The following is a 22055-nucleotide window of genomic DNA, read 5'->3' on the forward strand; positions in this document are numbered from 1 at the left end:
AGGCCTAATAATGTTGGGGTCGTGATTAACGACGAGTTGCGAGCGCGTTAATACTCAGGTGCTAGCACTCAGGTACTAACAATCAGGGTCAGTAAAGGTTGGGTACTCATTATTAGGCGCGGCAAATATAAAGGGCGGGGAGTCGAAGGCGCAGTGAAATAATACAAATATAAATTTACCTATAGATCAGGCTTTTAGTGTGGTGTTAAGGGTTTGCTTGCATGGTATGAGGGTTGTTAACATGCTAAGTGATTGTTTTTATGGGCTGCTGCTGGGTGGTTGGATAGGCTATGGATAGCTTGTTATTGGTAGGTTGAATGCTAAATGGTTTGGTATTTTTGATGTGTTTGTGGTAAGTGATTGATATTAATTGATTTATTTATTGTGTGACTTTTTAATAAATCTAGAGGGAACAAAATAGAAAAGTGAGAACTAGCGCAAATATGATGTGATGTAATCGGCTTGCCAGTACTTTTATCAAAAAAACGGTGGGCATAAACCCACCGTTTTTATTCTGTTTTACAGGCTACTCGTTATGGTGGCCAAACATTTTTGCCGCATACTCAACACGTTCTTCCGGTGTTGGGTAGTCAAACGGGTTTGGTGTCCCAAGTGATTCAATATGCTGTAGGCGAGGGAGTAAACCACATCCGTTAGCAATCTGAATGGCTAAGCCAGGACGTGCGTTAAGCTCGAGTACCATCGGACCTTCTTCACGGTCAAGAACCATGTCGGTACCCATGTAACCAAGCGTTGTCATTTCATACGCACTAGAGGCAAGAGTCAGCAAACGCTTCCAGTGAGGCACCACCAATGTTGCCAGTTCTTTACCGGTATCAGGATGCAATGTCACGGGTTGGTCATATTGCACCGCACGAACCGCTTTACCGGTTGCGATGTCAATGCCTACACCTACCGCGCCTTGGTGCAGGTTGGCTTTACCGTCAGACATTGAGGTAGAGAGTCGCATCATGGCCATAACGGGGTAGCCTTGGAATACAATGATTCGTACATCAGGCACACCCTCATAACTGAAGCCGTCAAAACAGTCATCAAATTTGATAAGGTTTTCAACCACGGCTACGTCGTTCTTGCCACCAAGAGAGAACAAACCAGCAAGAGCGTTACTGATGTGGCGCTCTACATCGACTTCGTTAATCGTTGCACCAGAGGGTTTAGTGTAAACACCATCTTTGTGCTCAGTGACGACCAATATGCCTTTACCACCACTACCTTGAGCGGGCTTAATCACAAAGCCAGGCCAGTCTTTCACCATCTTGTGAACTTTTTTAACTTCAGCTTGGCTACGAATGACGCCGATAAGGGCAGGCGTTGTTGCGCCTGCTTTTTCAGCGATAATCTTCGTTTGCAGCTTGTCATCAACCAGCGGATACTTAGAGCGATCATTGTACTTACTAATGTAGCTATGATTGCGCTTGTTCATTCCCATAATGCCACGTTCGCGTAGCTTGAACGGACTGGTAATCTTATTCAACATAGATTAGTCCTCCGTCAGAGGTTTGAATCGACGTAGCTCTGTTAGACGGTAACCAGTGTAAGTACCGACTAAAAGAATGGTGCCAAGGATAACCAGTTGCAGCCCGATAAAGTTGAACGTGAGATGCTGAACGTATGGATTGGTCATCGCAACATAAACCATCACTGCCGTTAGCAGAGAGCCGCCACCTTGTAGCACAACCTCTTTAACACCTTCTTCTTCCCACAAAATAGACATACGCTCGATGGTCCAAGAAAGGATAATCATAGGGAAGAAGGTAATGGAAAGCCCTTCGGTAAGGCCGATTTTAAAGGCGACTACAGTAAAGACGGAGATAATCAATATAACGGTGATGATCACCGCTGATATTCGGGCAACGAGCAGCAAGTTAAGTTTGGACAGGTAGCTTCGAATCACCAAGCCAGTACCAACAATAAGCAAGAAACCGACAATACCCGTGACCAGTTGTGTTTGTACAAACGCCACCGCAATCAATACCGGCATAAAGGTGCCTGATGTTTTCAAGCCAACCAAGACTCGCAACAAAACCACGATAAGCGCACCAATCGGGATAAGCATGATGGTCTTAAACATCGCTTGCTCTTCCAGCGGTAGGCTGTGAATCGAGAAGTTAAGTAGGTTGTCAGAATCGACCTTACTGTCGGTGGCTTCTTGAGCACTGACTTCTTGAGCAATCATCGTAAAGTGTACTTTACTGTCTTTGCCGCCAACGACATCGAGTAATGAAACGTTAGATTCATCCCAGACTAGAAGGTTTTTCTTTTTCTCGCCTTCATTGGCTTCTGGTGCGAAAATTTGCCACTTAGCGCCATCCCAGACTTGAATCATTTGTTGGATAGACTGTCTACGGCGACCATCTTCCAGTTCAATGACACCAACGACTTTGCTTGGAATCTCAGCATACGCTAACAGTTTTGCCGCTGCTTGAGTTTTGTTCATCGTATTAAGGATGAGCGCAGAGTTTTGACTATCAACGTCGTTGAGGGTTTTGATGAGCTCACGGGTAAACGTGATATTGTCTGATGAACGGCTGGTCGCTCTTTCAATAAGAGCGGTTGCGGCCGCTTCTTCAGGCCCATCAAACGTTGGGACAACAATGTCACCTGATGGAGGTTCTGAGTTCGCGACGGCTTGGTCATCGACAAGGAATTGAGTTTTGTAGTAGATAGTTTGCGGTCCATGAGCTTCACGAATAGACCATTCTGCTCGTCGACCTGCGTCTGTTTCAACGTAAGAGATGCCGTAGCCCGGAGAAGAGGCTGACTCACTAATGAGTGTAAAGCCTTCTTGCGTGTATGGCGCAGCTAAAGAGACTTTAGCGGGTTGGCCGGTCGCGTTAAATTCGACTCGGGATTCAATGTCCCAAACTTGACGAGCTTCGCCTGGGGTCCAAGGTACACCGTAGGTTTCATGTCGAAGGACACTAAGCGCGATACCTATTGCAATCAGTACACCAACTGATAGAAAAAATGGAATACGTGAAGTCATAAACAACCTTATTATTGTAATTTACTTTCCCTGAGAGTGTTATTCAAAAGAGATTCATTCGTTAGAAGAAAGTATATATTGCTGACTAACGTCAACTAAAGCAATATCTTTGATGAATTCTCTTCCTAGTAATATAGGGTGGGTCATTTGCGAGCGATCTGCCAGTGTAAATTGCGCTTTTTCATGGATATTTCCAACACGGATCCACAATTCGATGACCGCGCGACGCTCCGCCTTTTCATTTGTTGATTGGCGAATTTTCACATAGCGAATAACGGGTGCTTCAATCCAACGTTTATCTTGTTTCTTCGCTTTGTCATCGAGTAGATGGAATTTTACCCACTGTTTGCCATCACGCTCAAATACTTGAATGTCGATAGCATTAAGAGACGAGGTGACTGCGCCTGTATCAACGCGAGCATCGAATCGGCGATTTAAAATATCAAGATCGACTTTTTCAACCGAACCTAATACGACAGGCTTTGATGGGCTAAGGTTGCGAGTTGGGGCGGTTTGTTTTTTCGGCTCTGCCAATTTTTCTACGGCTGAGTCTTGGTTGTTTTGCAGCGTATCAATGCGTTTAGTTAGTGCAATAATTTCAGATTCAAGGCTATCAATATAGTCGCTTTGATTACTTAGTTGCAGATCCAAATTCGTAAGGCGATTATCAAGGTGTTGTTCGGAGTTCTTGATCGCATTTAAGGTACTTTGGTGAAGTTCTTGGTGGTTTACAGAAGCGCAGCCAGCGAGAAGAGTGATGGCGACAAGCGGTACCAAGCGTTTGTACATCTTAAATCCTAAACAGTTGTGGTAAATTGGAATGAATTGAGGCGGATTTTAACGCATCGAATAGGGAGTGCGATACTCCCTATTGTCAGAGCTGCGTCAGACTTATAAGCCTTTGGTAAATATCATAAGAAATGAGAAGCCAAGTGAATTTAGTTGCTTGGATTGTCAGCGACGAGGATCGCTCTTCTTGGTGCTGGGTAGCCTTCAATCGTCTTTGTTGGATCGTTGGGGTCCAGATAATCAGGTAAAGAGTTATGTGTCATCCACTCGGTAGTGCGTTGTTCGCCGACTGACGTCACGTTCTCATCCACAATGCGTACATTCTCAAAGCCTACTTTTTCTAACCAAACTTTTAGCGCAGGCGCAGATGGGAAGAAGTAAACGTTGCGCATTTGTGCATAGCGGTCAAACGGTACAAGTACGGCGTTTTCATCGCCATCAATCACCAGAGTCTCTAGAATTAATTCGCCACCGGGAACCAACTGGTTTTTGAGTTGGATCAGGTGGTCAAGTGGAGAGCGACGGTGGTAGAGCACACCCATGCTAAATACGGTATCAAAGGCTTCAAGCTCTGGTAGTTGCTCAATTCCTAGCGGCAATAAGTGCGCTCGCTGGTCATCGCCCATAAGCTTACGAATGGCTTCAAATTGGACCAAAAACAGGTGCGATGGATCGATACCCACACAAAGGCGTGCACCTTCTCCCAGCATGCGCCACATATGGTAGCCATTACCACAGCCAACATCCAAAACGGAGCGGTCTTTGAGCGGTGTTATATGCGGTAACACACGATCCCATTTCCAATCTGAACGCCACTCAGTGTCAATGTGGATATCATGGACAGTATAAGGACCTTTGCGCCAAGGGTGGAATGTACGAAGTAGGCTTTCTAGCTTCTTCATTTCACCTATTGGCAGTGCATCTGAATTGGAAAGTGTGACGCTAGTTTTTAGGTCAATGTTATCCGGAGTACCCGCTTGGATTTTCGCCAAAGCTCGTAGCCAGCGGTCGAAATCGCCATGCTGTGCATTTTGCCAGTCCGTCAATTGTTGAGGGAGCACCGTTAGCCAAGGTTGTAAACGCGTGTCTTGGGCAATGAGTTGATAAAAATTTGCAAAGTTAAACATGTGACTCTCGATATATTGACTTATTTGATGGCGAACATAGAACCAAAATTGAAACACTGGAACCAGACTTCAGAGCTACTAAAACCAATGTCATTGAAGCGTTGCTTATGCGTGGCGATAGAATCTGGGCGCATCACGTTTTCAATAGCACTTCGCTTTTGGCTGATTTCAAGTTCGCTATAACCGTTCGCTCGTTTGAAATCATGGTGAAGGTCGATTAATAACTCATGCGCGGTGTCATCTTCGAAGATGTACTTTTCTGACAAAATCAGAATGCCACCCGGGCGCAAGCCAGCGTAAATCTTTTCTAGCAGGGTTTGTCTGTCTTCTGGCGATAAAAACTGCAAGGTAAAGTTGAGTACAACAACCGATGCGTTGTTAATCTCAATATTACGGATATCGGCTTCAATGACATCGACGGGGGTATCAGACCGATAGGCGTTAATGTGTAACTTACAGCGCTCAACCATTGCAGAAGAGTTGTCGACGGCAATAATTTTGCAGCCTTCTTGCTGGATATGGCGACGCATAGACAGGGTAGCGGCGCCAAGAGAACAGCCAAGGTCGTAGACAACAGAATGAGGTTTGGCAAAACGCTCCGCCAGCATGCCTATAGCGGAAATGATATTGCTGTAGCCCGGTACGGAACGTTGAATCATGTCTGGGAAGACTTCAGCCACCCTTTCATCAAACGTAAAGTCGCCGATTTTCGCGATAGGGGCAGAGAATATCGTATCTTTGTTTTCCATGTCGTCTCTCTCATTCTGTAGACGTAATAAAAAGGCGCGCATTTTACGCTATTCAAGTGTACTTGTCATTATATGAAGCCATTCTTTATTCACCGTTGCTACAGGCGATGTCAGCCGGTAGCTCTTATCGATAAAAGGTCATTGCTAGTACTTAAACATCGTAATCTGATGTTCATCGGCGCTAGGGGGAAAGGATGCTAAAGAGGGCAGAGATATCGGTTGATTGATACCAGATACTTGATTGATACCAGGTACTTGCCCTACATGCCGTTGTAACTGCGTATATAATTGCAGCGCCAATTCTGGTGCGTACTGATTATCGGGAGTGTGAATCATGAGATAGGGCTGTTTGCCTTGGGCAATCCATTCTGGCAGCTTGTTCAGCCAGGGTTTGAAAAATGGATTGTTTGCTTCAAGCTCTGGATGACCAATAAACCGAATCATGGGGTGTTGCCCCGTAGAAATGGCATGAACTGGCACTTTGGGCTTATTACTGTGAGCGTCTATCACCGCTGGTGAGTCGGGTTTAGCGGCAAATACCGGGCGGCTATCCATGATGATTCGATCAATGCCATGTTCAAGTAGCCATTGGTTAAGCGCTTTCTCATGCGGGCCTTTTTGAAAAAAGGCAGGGTGGCGAACCTCCACGCCTAACGGCATATCGTTAGGGAAATGCTGGCAAAATGATTGCAGGGCCGGGAGATCGTTAGGGCCAAAGCGGCGTGGGAGCTGAATGGTTAGCATGCCCAGCTTTTCTCTTAGTGGTGACATCGTGGTTAAAAAATCATGGAGTAGCGCTTGGCAATGTCTTAGCTGTTGCTCGTGGGTAATGGATTTTGGCAGTTTAAACGTAAAGCGAAAGTGATCTGGTGTCGCTTTATCCCAATTATTAACCGTGTTGTCGCTTGGGGTAGCGTAGAATGTCGTGTTACCTTCTACGGTATGGAATACCGACGCATAGCGCTCAAGCCTTTGGCTTGATTTCGTGCCAGAGCCATAAAACGAATGAAGCCAATCATTATGTGACCACATTGTCAGGCCCAACCGTAAACTTAGCTCACTCATATTACCTTCTACTACGCTTTTGTTGATATTTTGTCCGTTTAACTAATTACAGTAAGTCTGACGGCAATTAAACACAATAAAACTGTCAAATTAGGTCGATTTTAGACGATTTTCCGAGTATAAATGAACCTTTAATTTTGTATGTGGGTATTGTGGTTGTTTCCATTGCCGCTTCTCGTACAATTTGATTTTAATTAATAATTGGAAATTGGGAAATTCATTATGCGTAGCCATTACTGTGGTCACCTGAACAAGTCCCTTGCAGGACAAACTGTAGATTTGTGCGGCTGGGTTAATCGTCGCCGTGATTTAGGCGGTCTTATCTTTATTGATATGCGAGATCGTGAAGGTATCGTTCAGGTAGTTGTCGATCCAGATATGGCGGATGTGTTCGAATTGGCAAGCCAACTTCGTAACGAATTCTGCATCAAGCTAACGGGCGAAGTTCGCGTTCGTCCAGACAGCCAAGTGAATAAAGACATGGCAACGGGTGAAGTTGAAATTTTGGCGTCTGGCCTAGAAATCATCAACCGTTCTGACGTGCTACCTCTTGATTTCAACCAAACGAATACAGAAGAACAGCGTCTTAAGTACCGTTATATCGATCTTCGTCGCCCAGAGATGAGTGACCGTATTAAGTTACGTGCTAAGGCATCAAGCTTTGTTCGTCGTTTCCTAGATGAAAATGGCTTCCTTGATATTGAAACACCAGTACTGACCAAAGCGACGCCAGAAGGTGCACGTGATTACCTAGTACCAAGCCGTGTTCATAAAGGGTCATTCTACGCATTACCGCAATCACCACAGTTGTTCAAACAGCTGCTGATGATGTCTGGTTTTGACCGTTACTACCAAATCGTTAAGTGTTTCCGTGATGAAGACTTGCGTGCTGACCGTCAACCTGAATTTACTCAAATCGATATCGAAACCTCATTCATGTCGGCTGAGCAAGTTCGTGAGACAACAGAAAAAATGGTTCGCGATATGTGGCAAGAGCTGCTTAACGTTGACCTAGGTGATTTCCCTATCATGCCGTTCTCTGAAGCGATTCGTCGTTTTGGTTCAGATAAGCCTGATTTGCGTAACCCGCTTGAACTTGTTGATATTGCAGACCTAGTAAAAGATGTTGAATTTAAAGTCTTCTCTGGTCCAGCAAATGACGAAAAAGGCCGTGTTGCGGTTATCCGTGTACCAGGTGGCGCATCACTGACTCGTAAGCTAATTGATGGTTACGGTGAGTTTGTTGGCATCTACGGCGCGAAAGGTCTAGCTTGGATGAAAGTGAACGATCGTGCTGCAGGCGCAGAAGGTGTTCAATCACCAGTGGCTAAATTCCTAAGCGAAGATGTAATCAACGGTATTCTAGAGCGCACTGGCGCAGAATCTGGTGACATCATCTTGTTTGGCGCGGACAAAGCAAACATTGTGGCAGAAGCCATGGGTGCACTACGTCTTAAGCTTGGTAAAGATCTAGAGCTCACCGACAACGCAGCGTGGAAACCACTTTGGGTTATCGATTTCCCAATGTTTGAAGAAGATGATGAAGGTAACCTGCACGCGATGCACCACCCATTCACATCGCCTCTAGGCATGACAGCGGAAGAGCTAAAAGCAAATCCAGCAGCGGCAAATTCTAATGCTTACGACATGGTTATCAATGGCTACGAAGTGGGTGGCGGTTCTGTGCGTATTCACAACGCAGACATGCAGTCAGCGGTATTTGGTATTCTAGGTATTGACGAAGTTGAGCAACGTGAGAAATTTGGTTTCTTACTTGACGCTCTGAAGTACGGTACACCACCGCATGCCGGTCTTGCATTCGGTCTAGACCGTCTAGTGATGCTGCTATGTGGCACAGAAAACATCCGTGATGTGATTGCTTTCCCTAAAACAACCGCAGCGGCGTGTCTATTAACGGACGCACCTAGCCTTGCTAACCCTGCATCGTTAGACGAACTTGCGATTGCAGTGAAAGCAGCAAAGAAAGACGCAGAATAGAAAAGTTCTAGCGACGCTGGCGAATACATATAGCCAGCGTGACAGACTTTTGATGACAGTGAATAAAAAATCCCGCTAAGGCGGGATTTTTTTTATTTAATTTAGGTATAGTGAAATAAAGTAAAGGTGTGTACGACGCGTTTCGCGTTTATCCTATTGAATAGAAACCAAATAAATAGAACTCAAAGGATTCCTCATGGCAGGTCATAGTAAATGGGCAAACATACGTCATCGTAAAGCCGCGCAAGATTCTAAGCGTGGCAAAATTTTCACCAAATTGATCCGAGAAATCGTAGTCGCAGCGAAAGAAGGCGGAGCCGAACCTGAGAATAACCCTCGCTTGAGAGCAGCAATCGATAAAGCGCTGTCTAACAACATGACGCGAGATACGGTAAATCGAGCCGTCAGCCGAGGAGCGGGTGGTGAAGGTGATGAAAACATGGAAACCGTCATCTACGAAGGTTATGGTCCTGCGGGAACCGCGGTGATGGTGGAGTGTATGACTGATAATCGCAACCGAACGGTTTCCGGTGTCCGACATGCGTTTTCAAAATCAGGTGGCAATTTAGGCACAGATGGCAGCGTTAGTTATTTGTTTGAGAAGAAGGGCGTAATTTCATACTCACCAGGGCTGGATGAAGATGAAGTGATGGAGGTCGCACTTGAAAGTGGTGCTGACGACATTGAAACTCATGACGATGGTGCGATTGATGTCTATACCACGCCAGCGGAGTTTGGCCAGGTTAAAGACGCACTAGATTCGGCAGGCTTAACTTCTGTGAATGCTGAAGTGACGCTGGTTCCGTCAACAAAAGCGGAACTGGATATTGATTCTGCGCCCAAATTGTTGCGTTTAATCGACGTATTAGAAGATCTTGACGATGTGCAAGAAGTGTATCACAACGGTGATATTTCAGATGAAGTAGCGGCAGCATTGTAGTTTATGTCAATTATTCTTGGTATCGACCCCGGCTCACGCATTACGGGTTATGGGGTTATTCGGCAACAGGGCCGACACTTGTATTATCTTGGTAGTGGCTGCATTCGAATGTCCGAAAAAGAGCTGCCCGGACGCTTAAAACAAATTTACGCAGGGGTGAGTGAAATTATCACTCAGTTCCAACCGGATGTTTTTGCCATTGAGCAGGTGTTCATGTCGAAGAACGCCGACTCAGCACTTAAGCTTGGGCAGGCTAGAGGTAGCGCGATTGTTGCCGCGGTTAACCACGATTTGCCCGTGCATGAATATGCGGCGCGACTTATTAAGCAAGCGGTAACCGGTTCGGGTGGTGCGGATAAGGTGCAAGTCCAGCATATGGTGATGAGTATGTTAAAACTGGCAGCGAAACCTCAAGCAGATGCGGCGGACGCGTTGGGTGTGGCGATTTGTCATGCCAACACCAACAAAACACTGATTGCATTAGCGGGTAAAGCCACAGGAGCGAAACGAGGACGTTATCGCTAGACGTTGGGGATATTAATAAACTTAACGATAGCTAGCCCACAGTTTCGCTTCAAATCAGAAAAAGCCATTGTTAAATTATTGTTAACTTCTATAATTGGTCCGATGAGTTAAGTCAAAGGACCAAATAACAATGAAAAACAACGTCATATGGCACTACTTTATTTTAGATTCTGATCGCCTACCTCATATTCAACTCAGAAAAGCAGAGATAACTGCTGTATTTGCCATCGTTGCGCTGGTTGTTGGCTTATACAGTGCGATTAAATGGCACGGCAATGGTCATGCGGCGTTGTTTGCCACCTCTGTGGTATTAATTTTCCTTGAATGTCTGTCGTTAGCACTGCTGCGCTGGACTCACGGCATTACCATAGCGCTGAATGTCGGTTTTCTCGGTATGACCAGCCATGCGCTCAACATCATTTATCAAAGTGGTGGCATCGTTGATTCCACTCAAGCATTTTGGGCGCCGTTACTCATTGTCGCATTTTATCTATCAGCATCGCGCATCATGGCATTAACGTGGAGTGTGGGGATTGTACTCATCGCTTGTACGTTAACGTATCTGCATACCAGTGGTTATGTCTTCCCACAAATAGCGCTCTCTACCAGTAAGCAAAACATTGAAATCTGGTCTGGAATGATTTTGCCACTACTGGTGATTTGCTTTGCACAAAGTTTTACCTCTAAGCAGAAAGAAAGTGCCATTGCTCGTGCAGAAAAAGCCTTACAAGAGAGCGAGGCACAAGGAGAGATAGCCACTCAAGGTCAAGCGAAATTAGATGCCACCTTCGTCGTTGTTAATGAAAGTGTCGAGGAACTCGATGGCGTGATACACCACGTCAACACGCAATCGTCCCAGCTTAAAGATAACGTACAGTCACTCGGGCTAAACAGTGCCTCGCAAGCAAGCGCGGCAGAAGAAATGAGCCAACAGTTAGAGCAACTCTCAGCCTTTACTCAAGATTCGGTGGTGTTCATGTCGCAAGTCATGCAACAAACCGAAGCGATAAAATCGCAAGCAGAAAGCAGCAGCGAAATGCTCAACGCATCAACGCAAGCGATCACCAATATAGACAACAGCAACCAAAAAGTGGTGTCGGTGATGGAGCTTATTACTACCGTGGCGGATCAAACCAATCTACTTGCGTTAAACGCCGCCATTGAAGCTGCGCGAGCTGGGGAGCATGGTCGTGGGTTTGCCGTGGTTGCAGAACAAGTTAGGGAACTGTCTTCGAAAACCAGTAACTCGGTAGAAGAAATCCGCGCGCTAATTGGTGATAGTCAGCGTGAGATTAATTCTGGTCAGCAGACTATCCAAACGACAGTGACGGAACTCAGTCAAATGATCCAGCAGGTACAAGTGATCTCAACGGAAATTAGCGATCTAAGTCAATTAGTCAGTCAGCAGAATCAGGCCATTGGCGAACTGGATCAAGCCAGTAGTGAAGTCGCTCATTCGGTGGCGGACAGCAAGTCGGTTGCCGATGATATTCAAATTATTACCGAACAGCTTAATCAGCAGATTAATGAAGGAACCGAGTTGTCAGAGCGGTTACGTACAGTACTCGCTTAAACAGCAAAAACGTCACGATTGGTTCATCTGTTCCCTTCCAAAATAACTGGATACCCATCCAGTTATTCTATATCCTAAGTCCTATTACAAATAGCATGAGAAATTAAACTGTGATAGGACGATTACGCGGAATTCTAGTAGAAAAGCAGCCACCTGAGCTATTGATAGAAGTCGGGGGCGTGGGCTATGAAATTCAAATGCCAATGAGCTGTTTTTACGAATTACCAGAAGTCGGCGAAGAAGCCATCATTTATACTCACTTTGTTGTTCGTGAAGATGCGCAGTTGTTATACGGTTTTAATTCTGTCAGCGAAAGAGCCCTTTTTAGAGAAGTGATTAAAGCCAATGGCGTGGGTCCTAAGCTTGGTTTAGGTATTCTGTCTGGCATGTCTGCGAGCCAGTTTGTTTCTTGTGTTGAACGTGAAGACATTTCTACGTTAGTGAAGCTTCCTGGTGTCGGTAAAAAAACCGCAGAACGCTTGGTGGTTGAAATGAAGGACCGCCTGAAAGGGTGGGGCGCAGGGGATCTGTTTACGCCTGCAACCGATGCCGCGCCAATGGATGGTATGGAGTCGTTGCGCTCAGCAAACAGTGCAGAAGATGAAGCGGTTGGCGCTTTGCTTGCTCTGGGCTACAAGTCAGCGCAAGCGACAAAAGTTGTCTCGCAAGTGGCGAAACCAGGAATGAGCAGTGAAGCGCTTATTCGTGATGCATTGCGCTCAATGGTGTAAGCTTAGTAGCGATTCAATAGAGATAAAAATATGATTGAAGCCGATCGCCTTATAGCCCCAGAAAACCCCGTTTTTAAAGACGAGGATGTCATTGATAGGGCAATTAGACCCAAAAAGTTAGCCGACTACGAAGGTCAGCAGCATGTTAGTGACCAAATGGAGATCTTCATTAAAGCAGCGCAGCTGCGAAATGAACCGCTGGATCATTTATTGATCTTTGGTCCACCGGGTTTGGGTAAAACCACGCTTGCGAATATCGTCGCCAATGAGATGGACGTTAATATTCGCACCACGTCTGGCCCTGTGTTAGAAAAAGCCGGTGACTTGGCGGCGCTGTTGACCAACCTTGAAGAAAATGATGTGTTGTTTATTGATGAAATACATCGATTAAGTCCAATGGTTGAAGAAATCTTGTATCCAGCGATGGAAGACTACCAGTTAGACATTATGATTGGTGAAGGTCCTGCGGCGCGTTCGATTAAGATTGATCTCCCACCTTTTACCCTCATTGGCGCGACGACCCGCGCAGGCTCATTAACGTCACCGTTACGTGACCGTTTTGGCATTGTGCAGCGTCTCGAGTACTACAAAATTGCCGATTTACAGCGCATCGTACAACGAAGTGCCGCGTGCCTTAACTTATCAATGGAACCTGAAGGGGCGCTAGAAATCGCGCGTCGTGCACGTGGTACGCCTCGTATTGCTAACAGGTTGCTTCGCCGAGTACGAGACTACGCCGAAGTAAAAGGTGATGGGCACATTTGTTCGGATATTGCTGATAAAGCCCTTAACATGCTGGATGTCGATCACCAAGGCTTCGACTATATGGACCGTAAGTTGCTGCTGGCCATTATGGAGAAGTTCTCTGGGGGCCCGGTTGGCTTAGACAACCTTGCCGCGGCGATTGGTGAAGAAAAAGACACCATCGAAGATGTCATCGAACCCTATCTAATACAGCAAGGTTACTTGCAGCGAACTCCTCGCGGAAGAATTGCTTCTGATCGAGCCTATTTGCACTTCGGTGTCGATAAATCCTGATTATTGATTAGCGAAATAACCGACAATATTAAAAAGTTATTTTTTAATATTGTCGGTATGCATTGGCATGCGGTTGGTATAGTGCGTATGCTAATTCTTGCGCTGTCACTGATGAATATGTATTTACGTCATCAATGTGTTTCACTATAATCCCTTACCGCTAAAGGGTTATTTCTTTTTCTCCTCTCGTTATTTCCGTTTTTTCACTGCTCCCCAAAATCGTTACAAATATCAGCTAAAATTGATCTGCATCATTGTGAGTAAAGATCGTACAATCTTCTTATTGCCTTTATTGATGTAAATCAAAGCATGTTAGTAAATAAATCTTTTGAAACTGAATTAATTTAGCAGTAATATTAGCGTCAGCTATATTAGCGCAAGCTTAACAAATAAATAACCAATCGGTACATATTCGCAACAAGGATGATGCTAAGTCTCAACAAGTTTAATGTAAATTAAACAGTCGTCCTTGTCGCTTAATATAGAACGTGTCTTTCAGCCGACACAAAAGGAGTTACCATGATAGATGTAGTGGAGCTGTCGCGATTGCAATTTGCACTCACGGCGATGTATCACTTCTTATTCGTTCCATTGACACTCGGTATGGCGTTTCTTCTCGCTATAATGGAGTCTCTTTATGTAATGACCGACAAGCAAATCTACAAGGACATGACAAAGTTCTGGGGTAAGCTATTCGGTATTAACTTTGCACTTGGTGTTGCCACTGGCTTAACCATGGAGTTCCAATTTGGAACAAACTGGTCGTACTATTCTCACTATGTGGGGGATATCTTCGGTGCGCCACTTGCCATAGAAGCATTGGTTGCCTTTTTCCTAGAGTCCACTTTTGTCGGTCTTTTCTTCTTTGGCTGGGATAGGCTATCTAAACGTCAGCACTTAGCGGTAACATGGCTAGTTGCGCTAGGTTCAAACTTTTCTGCATTGTGGATTCTGGTCGCTAACGGCTGGATGCAACACCCTGTTGGTGCAGAATTTAACTTCGAAACCATGCGTATGGAAATGGTCAGCTTCGCGGAAGTGGTTCTTAACCCAGTTGCGCAAGTGAAGTTTGTTCATACCGTTGCATCGGGTTATACCGCAGGCGCAATGTTCGTTCTTGGTATCAGTTCATACTACATGCTAAAAGGCCGCGACATGGCGTTCGCTCGTCGTTCTTTTGCTATTGCTGCCTCTTTTGGTATGGCGTCAATCTTGTCTGTAATCGTACTGGGTGATGAATCTGGCTACGAGCTTGGCGATGTTCAAAAAGTGAAGTTGGCTGCAATTGAAGCTGAATGGCACACGGAACCAGCTCCAGCGGCATTCACTCTCTTTGGTTTTCCTAACCAAGAAGAAATGCACACTGACTTTGCCATCAAAATTCCTTACGTGATGGGCATTATTGCTACTCGTTCTATTGATACGGAAGTAACAGGCCTACGTGATCTACGTGAAGAGCACGTTGACCGTATCCGTACGGGTATGTACGCCTACGACCTACTTGAAAAACTTCGTGCCGGTGATCGCTCTGACGAAAACCTAGCAGCATTTGATGAAGTGAAACAAGATCTAGGTTATGGCTTATTGCTTAAGCGCTATACCGACAATGTTGTTGATGCAACTGAAGATCAAATTCAAGCGGCTGCGGATGACTCAATCCCAACGGTTTGGCCACTATTCTGGTCGTTCCGTATCATGGTAGCGTGTGGCTTTATCATGCTATTCATCTTCGGTGCTGCGTTTGTTCAAACTTGCCGTCAAAAAATCAACCAAAAGCCATGGCTTCTTAAAGCGGCGCTATTTGGTATGCCACTGCCTTGGATTGCAATTGAAGCCGGTTGGTTTGTTGCAGAATACGGTCGTCAACCATGGGCGGTGGGTGAAATACTGCCAACTCATGTTGCCGCTTCCGCGTTAACCATGAGCCAACTATGGACATCATTGTTTGCCATTATCGCGCTCTACACAGTGTTCCTAATTGCCGAAGTTTATCTGATGGTGAAATTCGCTCGTAAAGGACCAAGTAGCTTAAAGACGGGTCGTTACCACTTCGAACAGAATGAAAATTCGGTTGAAGATAAAGTTAGCCGTCAAGTAGAAGCGTAAGCAGGGAGAAAAAGAATGTTTGATTACGAAATCTTACGATTTATCTGGTGGGTATTAATTGGCGTGTTATTTGCTGGTTTTGCTATCACCGATGGTTTCGACATGGGTGTGGGCGCCCTAGTACCTGTGATCGGTAAAACGGATACACAGCGTCGCGTCATGATTAACTCAATTGCACCACACTGGGACGGTAACCAAGTTTGGTTAATTACCGCTGGTGGTGCTCTGTTTGCCGCTTGGCCTCTTGTTTACGCAACGTCATTTTCAGGTTTTTACTTGGCAATGATCCTAACGCTAGCGGCGTTATGGTTGCGTCCCTTGGGCCTTGATTACCGTTCTAAAATTGAAGATCCACGCTGGCGTAACACTTGGGACATCGCGATCTCAATTAGTGGCTTCGTTCCACCGCTTATCTTCGGTGTAGCATTTGGTAACTTACTGCAAGGGGTGCCTTTCCAACTTAACGACTTCATGATGTCGACTTACCATGGTTCGTTCTTTGGATTACTCAACCCATTTGCGCTGCTTTGTGGCTTGGTCAGTGTGTTTATGATCATTTTGCAAGGCTCAACATGGTTGCAAATGAAAACCACAGGCGATGTTCACATGCGAGCACGCAATGTTGCTCAAATGATGGGCCTACTGGTTGTAGCAGCGTTTGTTGCAGCAGGTTTCTGGATTCAAACTCTGGAAGGTTACGTTATTGTTAGCGCGATCGATACCGCTGCCGCGTCTAACCCTCTTAATAAAGAAGTGATCCGTGAAGCGGGCGCTTGGATGAACAACTTCGAAACTTACCCTCTGCTTTGGATTGCTCCAGCGTTGGGTGTTGTGATGCCACTGCTTGCGGTACTCGCGTCGCGTTTTGAAAAATGTGCATTGGCGTTTGTTTCATCGAGCCTAGCGAACGGCGGTATCATTTTTACCGCAGGTTTTGCCATGTTCCCGTTTGTTATGCCAAGCAGCCTAAACCCAAACCATAGCCTGACTATGTGGGATTCAACATCAAGTGAATTGACGTTGAACCTAATGACTGGCGTTGCGTTTGTTATGGTGCCAGTAATTCTGAGCTACACCGCTTGGACTTACTACAAAATGTTTGGTCGTCTTGATGACAAGTTCATCGAAGATAACAAAAACTCACTTTACTAAGGAGCACATAGAATGTGGTATTTTGCTTGGATTTTAGGTGTTCTTTTAGCGTGTGCTTTTGGCATCATCAACGCATTGTGGTTAGAACACCGCGAAATGATGGATGAAGATGAAGCTGTCGACCAAAATGGTAAACAGATAAAGAAAGATACGGACAAAGACAGTGAGTAATCTCAACGAGCAGTTTACGAATGCACATAAGTGGCTAGATAAAACCTGGTTAAAGGCCATTGCATTGCTAATGGGATTTGCACATGTTGGGCTATTTATGTGGCGGCCGGATGCCTATGCAGAACAAATTGGTGGCTTCACGCCACTCCTTGGGCTGGCTTTTGTCCTGTCCTTATGTTCGAGCATGGTCTACGGAGTAGGGTTTAAGCCAAGGCTTTGGGTCTGGCAAATTCTATTTAGCCCTTACATCTCGTTAACTGTGCTGAGTTACTTAACGGTAATGTACGTCTTATAAAGATAAAGCCCGAGCTAATGCTCGGGCTTTTGCGTAAATGGAAGCTCGCTTAAGTAGGTAATGGATGTTTTCCCCTTGCGGTACTTTCGAATAGGGCAGTTTTATTTTATAAACGCAAGTGAAACGACAAATCTACTCACAACTTCTTCAGTTAAGTGTAAATTTTCGCACTTTATTCAAAAATTATTGTCAGCAGTAATAACAAACCTATCTTCTTACGTTATATTAAGGCACTTGCGCTATAGTAGGGCGTTGTTGTTTCTAGGAAATTATTAGTTTGATTGACTTACCCTCTTATTTTGAGTTCCCGGTCACCGTGTATTACGAAGATACCGATGCCGGGGGCGTAGTTTACCATTCCAATTACCTTAAGTTTTTTGAGCGCGCTCGGACAGAGCTGCTCCGCAGCGTTGGAGTAAGCCAACATGTGTTGTTAGCTGAGCATACCGGCTTTGTCGTACGACATATGGATATCGACTTTGTCCAGGGGGCTCGATTGGATGCCCACCTAACGGTAAAAACCGCCGTTTCAGAATTTAAGCGTGCTTCATTAACCTTTCAACAAGAAATAGTCGACGCGGAAGGTGTGACATTCGCGAAAGCACTGGTTAAAGTAGCATGTATTGATAATGTAAAAATGAAGCCGAAGGCCATACCTTCGTCAATCTTATTGGAGTTAAAACGTGAACGCTGAAATTTCGTTTTTGGACCTTTTTCTACAAGCAAGTTTGCTTGTTAAACTCGTCATGCTGATTTTGCTTGGTATGTCAGTCGTATCATGGGCAATGATCATTAAGCGTAGTAAAGTGTTGACTCAAGCCACCAAAGATTCAGATACCTTTGAAGACCGCTTTTGGTCTGGCGCTGATCTGTCAGTTATTTACCAAGATGTAAAGAAGCGCAAAGATGAACTCTCCGGTACGGAAGAGATTTTCTATAGCGGTTTTACTGAATTCTTACGTTTACGAAAATCGAATGCCGATTCTCCAGCATTTATCATGGAAGGGACAGGGCGTTCTATGCGCGTTGCCGTTGCTCGTGAAGTGGATGATCTGGAAGTGAACCTGCCATTCTTAGCAACGGTGGGCTCAATCAGCCCATATATTGGCTTGTTCGGTACGGTATGGGGCATTATGCATGCCTTTATCGCGTTAGGTGAAGTAAAGCAAGCGACGCTAGCTATGGTCGCCCCGGGTATTGCCGAAGCCTTGATTGCAACGGCGATGGGTCTATTTGCCGCGATTCCAGCAGTAATGGCGTATAACCGACTAAGCACGAAAGTGGGCAAACTAGAGCATAACTACGCCACATTCTCTGAAGAGTTTCACTCTATCCTGCACCGCCAAGCAATGGCCGGTAAGGAACAGTAATGGCAGGCTATCAACCTAAAAAGAGAAAACTGACCGCAGAGATAAACGTAGTGCCATACATCGATGTGATGTTGGTGTTATTGATCATCTTTATGGTGACGTCACCTTTTGTTACGCAAGGGGTTGATGTCGAGCTACCTAAAACGTCAACCGCGAAGCCTGCTTCGGATTTAGCTGGAGATACAGAATCCAGCTTTATCATCGTTGAAGTCGATCGCGATGGGAATTTTGGACTAAGTGTGAACAACGAAGATGTTCAACGCGGGTTAAGCCTTCAAGACATTATAGTCAGAGTACGCGCCGAGCTTTCCATTAACCCTAACTCACCTGTAGCTGTGGGCGGTGATGCCGCAACACCCTATGCAGAAGTGGTTTTATTATTAGATGAATTGAGTCAGGCAGGGATACCAAAAGTTGGCCTACTGACCGATATCAGGGAATAGTCATCGCAGCAGTATGAAGAAGAATAATAAAAAGCAAGCCGCGCGCTACGGAAAGCCAATTACCATTTCTTTATTGGCGCACGTGGTATTGATTGTGGCTTTGCTCTGGGGCACGGATTTCACTATGAAAGAGGCTGAACCAACGGGTATGGTTCAGGCTGTTGTCATCGATCCTGCTCGCGTTCGCCAACAAGCGCAGGAAATTAGAAAACAGCGCGAAACTGCGGCGAAAAAAGAGCAAGATCGATTGGACAAACTGCGCCGAGAGAGTGAGCAATTAGAACGAAACCGTAAAGCGGAAGAAGAACGAATTCGTAAGCTTAAAGTGCAGCAAGCCAAAGAGGCTCAGGCAACACGAGAAGCAGAAAAACGTGCGAAACGCGAAAAAGAACGCGCGGCAAAAGCGGAAGCGGAAAGAAAAACTCAGGAAGCCGCAGTACGTAAAGCTGAACAAGAACGCTTAGCGAAAGAGGCGGCGATTGTAAAGGCTGAGCAAGAGCGCCTTGAACGTGAGAAAGCTGCTAAAGCAGCGCAAGAAAAAGCGCGTCTTGAAAAAGAAGCGGCTGAAAAGGCCGAGCGCCAGCGCATAGAGAAAGAACAAGCCGCGAAAGCAGCAGCAGAGAAAGCGCGTAAAGAGCAAGAACGTTTAAAGCAGCTTGAGCGTGAAAGACAAGAGCAAGAAGCGGCGATGAACGATATCTTTGCCGGGTTGGAAAGTGAGTCGGAGCAAAACACTTCGGCTCGTTCCAAGCATGTCGCGTCTGAATTGCAGAGAATGGGTGCTATTTATACCCAGTTGATTCAACAAAAACTGTTGTTAGAGGACAGTTTTCGGGGAAAGCAATGTCGAGTTAACTTACGGCTAATTCCAGCCGGCAATGGCGCGATTGCTGGTGAGGTAAAAGTGCTCGATGGAGATAGTCGTTTGTGCGCAGCAACGAGACGAGCCATTACACAAGTGGGTACTTTCCCGCTAGCGAAAGAAGCCGACGTAAACGCGAAATTAAAAAACATCAATTTGACTGTAGTTCCAGAGTAAAAGGAAGAGCTTGTGATTAAGCGAATATTAATAGGAATGGCATTTTTGTTTAGCGTTACGACGCAAACCGCGAATGCCGCTTTAGAACTGGTCATTACTGATGGTATTGATTCAGCACGCCCAATCGCCATTGTGCCATTTAAATGGACGGGTGAAGGTAAGTTGCCACAAGATGTCTCTGCGGTCATATCTTCAGACTTGCAGCGCAGTGGTAAATTTAGCCCAGTCGCCACCAGCAAAATGCCACAAACACCCTACGATGCTGCGGATATCGACTTCGAATCATGGACACCAATTGGCGTCGATTCATTGCTGACAGGCACCATCACTAAGAAAGCTGATGGCAACTACGAAATCAGCTACCAGCTGGTGGATGTGGTACGCGGTCAGTTGACAGGTGGTCAATCAAAAGCGCTCAGCGATGATGGCCAGTTGGTATTGTCTAACGACCATGTGCTTTTTAAGAAGAAAGCGACCGTTCCAGCGAATCGTCTTCGTGAATACGCGCACCGAATTTCTGATTTGGTGTATGAAGAGCTGACGGGTGAACGCGGTGCATTTTTAACTCGCATCGCCTATGTGGTCGTGAACGATAAAGATCAGTATCCGTACCAAATGCGTATCGCCGACTACGATGGCTACAACGAAAAGCTTGTACTTCGTTCAAAGCAACCGCTTATGTCTCCAGCGTGGTCACCGGATGGAAAGCGTCTTGCTTACGTGAGCTTCCAAAACGGTCAAGCTGAAATCTTCATCATGAATATCTACACCGGTAAACGTGAAAAGATTACGTCATTCCCTCGTCACAATGGTGCGCCAAGATTCTCTCCTGATGGTAAATCACTAGCGCTTACCTTGTCGAAAACAGGGCAACTGCATGTATATACGCTGAATCTTGAAACAAGGAAATTACGCCAAATAACTAGTGGTCGGTCAAATAATACAGAGCCGTACTGGAAACCAGGTGGAAATTCCCTTATTTTTACGTCGGATAGGGGTGGTAACCCTCAGATTTATGAAGTAAATTTGTCTGACGGCAAAACAAAACGAATCACATGGCAGGGTAGTCAGAACCTTGGTGGGCAGATCACCCCCGATGGTCGTTACCTAGTGATGGTTAATCGTTCTAACTCTGGATTTAATCTTGCAAAACAAGATTTAGAAACAGGATCGGTACAAATCCTCACGAAAACACTGCTGGATGAGTCACCAAGCATCGCACCCAATGGTGGCATGGTGATATATAGCTCTATCTATAACAAGACTAACGTTCTTTCAATGGTTTCTATTGATGGACGATTTAAAGCTAGACTACCGGCAACAAACGGGCGTGTTCGAGCGCCTGCATGGTCCCCGTTTTTGTAGCAACTAAAATTTTAGGTTAAGGAAAAAACAATGCAATTAAACAAAGTTTTTAAGGGTTTGCTAATCGCACTACCAGTACTTGCTATGACAGCATGTAGTTCAAGTGACGACGCAGCATCTTCAACTGGCGCGGAAACAACGAATCAACAACAAGAAACAACTGTTGTGACTCCTATTGATCAAAACGCACAACTTTCTGAGCAAGAAATGAAAGAAAAAGCGTTACGTGAAAACCAAACTATCTACTTTGCGTTTGATAACTCAACAATCGCAGGTGATTACGAAGATATGCTTGCAGCACACGCCGCATACCTAAGCAAAGACGCAGCACTTAAAGTGACTATTGAAGGCCACGCTGATGAGCGCGGTACTCCAGAGTACAACATCGCACTGGGCGAGCGTCGTGCACAAGCTGTTGCTAAATACATCCAAGCACTGGGTGTTCAAGCGGATCAAATCTCTATCGTTAGCTACGGCGAAGAGAAACCATTAGTTCTAGGTCAGTCTGACGACGCTTACGCGAAAAACCGTCGTGCTGTTCTAGTTTACTAATTTAAACGGCCACAGAGGTA

General features: G+C 45.5%; 21 protein-coding genes and 1 pseudogene. 16 read left to right on the top strand and 6 right to left on the bottom strand.

Annotation, left to right across the window (positions count from 1 at the left end):
* Window positions 1-526 precede the first annotated feature (526 nt).
* The 6 genes from L4D05_RS21720 to L4D05_RS21745 all read right to left on the bottom strand — a co-directional run bounded on the left by L4D05_RS21720 (window position 527) and on the right by L4D05_RS21745 (window position 6737).
* Complete coding sequence (locus L4D05_RS21720; RefSeq protein WP_265675077.1) at window positions 527-1498, bottom strand: alpha-L-glutamate ligase-like protein; 972 nt, start codon at window positions 1496-1498, stop codon at window positions 527-529.
* 3 nt (window positions 1499-1501) lie between these two features.
* Window positions 1502-3007 carry an inactive transglutaminase family protein gene (locus tag L4D05_RS21725; protein WP_428795266.1) on the bottom strand — a complete coding sequence of 502 codons (1506 nt, stop codon included), beginning with the start codon at window positions 3005-3007 and terminating at the stop codon, window positions 1502-1504.
* A 54-nt stretch (window positions 3008-3061) separates the two neighbouring features.
* The gene (locus L4D05_RS21730; RefSeq protein ID WP_428753706.1) at window positions 3062-3796 is read right to left on the bottom strand and encodes an ATP-dependent zinc protease family protein; all 735 of its coding nucleotides are present in this window, start codon (window positions 3794-3796) and stop codon (window positions 3062-3064) included.
* A 149-nt stretch (window positions 3797-3945) separates the two neighbouring features.
* Window positions 3946-4923, bottom strand: a complete 978-nt coding sequence (cmoB, locus tag L4D05_RS21735) for a tRNA 5-methoxyuridine(34)/uridine 5-oxyacetic acid(34) synthase CmoB (protein WP_428795267.1) — start codon at window positions 4921-4923, stop codon at window positions 3946-3948.
* 20 nt (window positions 4924-4943) lie between these two features.
* Window positions 4944-5672 (bottom strand): carboxy-S-adenosyl-L-methionine synthase CmoA, encoded by a 729-nt coding sequence (cmoA, locus tag L4D05_RS21740; protein WP_428795268.1) that lies wholly within the window; start codon window positions 5670-5672, stop codon window positions 4944-4946.
* 144 nt (window positions 5673-5816) lie between these two features.
* Window positions 5817-6737, bottom strand: a complete 921-nt coding sequence (locus L4D05_RS21745) for a DUF72 domain-containing protein (RefSeq protein WP_428795269.1) — start codon at window positions 6735-6737, stop codon at window positions 5817-5819.
* 222 nt (window positions 6738-6959) lie between these two features.
* Between L4D05_RS21745 and aspS the strand changes: the two genes are divergently transcribed.
* The 16 genes and pseudogenes from aspS to pal all read left to right on the top strand — a co-directional run bounded on the left by aspS (window position 6960) and on the right by pal (window position 22035).
* Window positions 6960-8735, top strand: coding sequence for an aspartate--tRNA ligase (gene aspS, locus L4D05_RS21750; protein ID WP_428753709.1), 1776 nt, complete (start codon window positions 6960-6962; stop codon window positions 8733-8735).
* 196 nt (window positions 8736-8931) lie between these two features.
* The gene (locus L4D05_RS21755) at window positions 8932-9675 is read left to right on the top strand and encodes a YebC/PmpR family DNA-binding transcriptional regulator (RefSeq protein WP_428753711.1); all 744 of its coding nucleotides are present in this window, start codon (window positions 8932-8934) and stop codon (window positions 9673-9675) included.
* A 3-nt stretch (window positions 9676-9678) separates the two neighbouring features.
* On the top strand, window positions 9679-10200 hold the full coding sequence (gene ruvC, locus L4D05_RS21760) for a crossover junction endodeoxyribonuclease RuvC (RefSeq protein WP_250617064.1): 522 nt from the start codon (window positions 9679-9681) through the stop codon (window positions 10198-10200).
* A 130-nt stretch (window positions 10201-10330) separates the two neighbouring features.
* Complete coding sequence (locus L4D05_RS21765) at window positions 10331-11773, top strand: methyl-accepting chemotaxis protein (RefSeq protein WP_428753713.1); 1443 nt, start codon at window positions 10331-10333, stop codon at window positions 11771-11773.
* A 110-nt stretch (window positions 11774-11883) separates the two neighbouring features.
* A complete protein-coding gene (gene ruvA, locus L4D05_RS21770; protein ID WP_265675085.1) occupies window positions 11884-12504 on the top strand; it encodes a Holliday junction branch migration protein RuvA in 621 nt (206 codons plus the stop codon).
* A gap of 30 nt (window positions 12505-12534) precedes the next feature.
* On the top strand, window positions 12535-13542 hold the full coding sequence (gene ruvB / locus L4D05_RS21775) for a Holliday junction branch migration DNA helicase RuvB (RefSeq protein ID WP_428753715.1): 1008 nt from the start codon (window positions 12535-12537) through the stop codon (window positions 13540-13542).
* Window positions 13543-14061: 519 nt separating this feature from the next.
* Entirely contained in the window at window positions 14062-15648 is a 1587-nt protein-coding gene (cydA, locus tag L4D05_RS21780; protein WP_428753717.1) for a cytochrome ubiquinol oxidase subunit I, read from the top strand.
* 15 nt (window positions 15649-15663) lie between these two features.
* The gene (gene cydB, locus L4D05_RS21785; protein WP_428753718.1) at window positions 15664-16800 is read left to right on the top strand and encodes a cytochrome d ubiquinol oxidase subunit II; all 1137 of its coding nucleotides are present in this window, start codon (window positions 15664-15666) and stop codon (window positions 16798-16800) included.
* Window positions 16801-16812: 12 nt separating this feature from the next.
* Window positions 16813-16911, top strand: a pseudogene (cydX, locus tag L4D05_RS21790) (cytochrome bd-I oxidase subunit CydX); the annotation flags it as partial.
* 52 nt (window positions 16912-16963) lie between these two features.
* Window positions 16964-17266 (top strand): cyd operon protein YbgE, encoded by a 303-nt coding sequence (gene ybgE, locus L4D05_RS21795; protein ID WP_428795270.1) that lies wholly within the window; start codon window positions 16964-16966, stop codon window positions 17264-17266.
* 277 nt (window positions 17267-17543) lie between these two features.
* Window positions 17544-17960: a tol-pal system-associated acyl-CoA thioesterase gene (gene ybgC, locus L4D05_RS21800; protein WP_428753720.1), complete on the top strand. Its 417-nt coding sequence runs from the start codon at window positions 17544-17546 to the stop codon at window positions 17958-17960.
* Window positions 17950-18636, top strand: a complete 687-nt coding sequence (gene tolQ / locus L4D05_RS21805) for a protein TolQ (protein WP_428753721.1) — start codon at window positions 17950-17952, stop codon at window positions 18634-18636. Before ybgC ends, tolQ begins: the two co-directional genes overlap by 11 nt.
* On the top strand, window positions 18636-19079 hold the full coding sequence (gene tolR, locus L4D05_RS21810; protein WP_250617072.1) for a protein TolR: 444 nt from the start codon (window positions 18636-18638) through the stop codon (window positions 19077-19079). Before tolQ ends, tolR begins: the two co-directional genes overlap by 1 nt.
* Before the next feature lie 13 nt (window positions 19080-19092).
* A complete protein-coding gene (gene tolA / locus L4D05_RS21815) occupies window positions 19093-20118 on the top strand; it encodes a cell envelope integrity protein TolA (RefSeq protein WP_428753723.1) in 1026 nt (341 codons plus the stop codon).
* Between the two features lie 36 nt (window positions 20119-20154).
* Window positions 20155-21483: a Tol-Pal system beta propeller repeat protein TolB gene (gene tolB / locus L4D05_RS21820; protein ID WP_428795287.1), complete on the top strand. Its 1329-nt coding sequence runs from the start codon at window positions 20155-20157 to the stop codon at window positions 21481-21483.
* 30 nt (window positions 21484-21513) lie between these two features.
* Window positions 21514-22035, top strand: a complete 522-nt coding sequence (pal, locus tag L4D05_RS21825) for a peptidoglycan-associated lipoprotein Pal (RefSeq protein ID WP_265675093.1) — start codon at window positions 21514-21516, stop codon at window positions 22033-22035.
* Window positions 22036-22055 lie beyond the last annotated feature (20 nt).

This window comes from Vibrio nomapromontoriensis, assembly GCF_050337205.1.
GTDB lineage: Bacteria > Pseudomonadota > Gammaproteobacteria > Enterobacterales > Vibrionaceae > Vibrio > Vibrio nomapromontoriensis.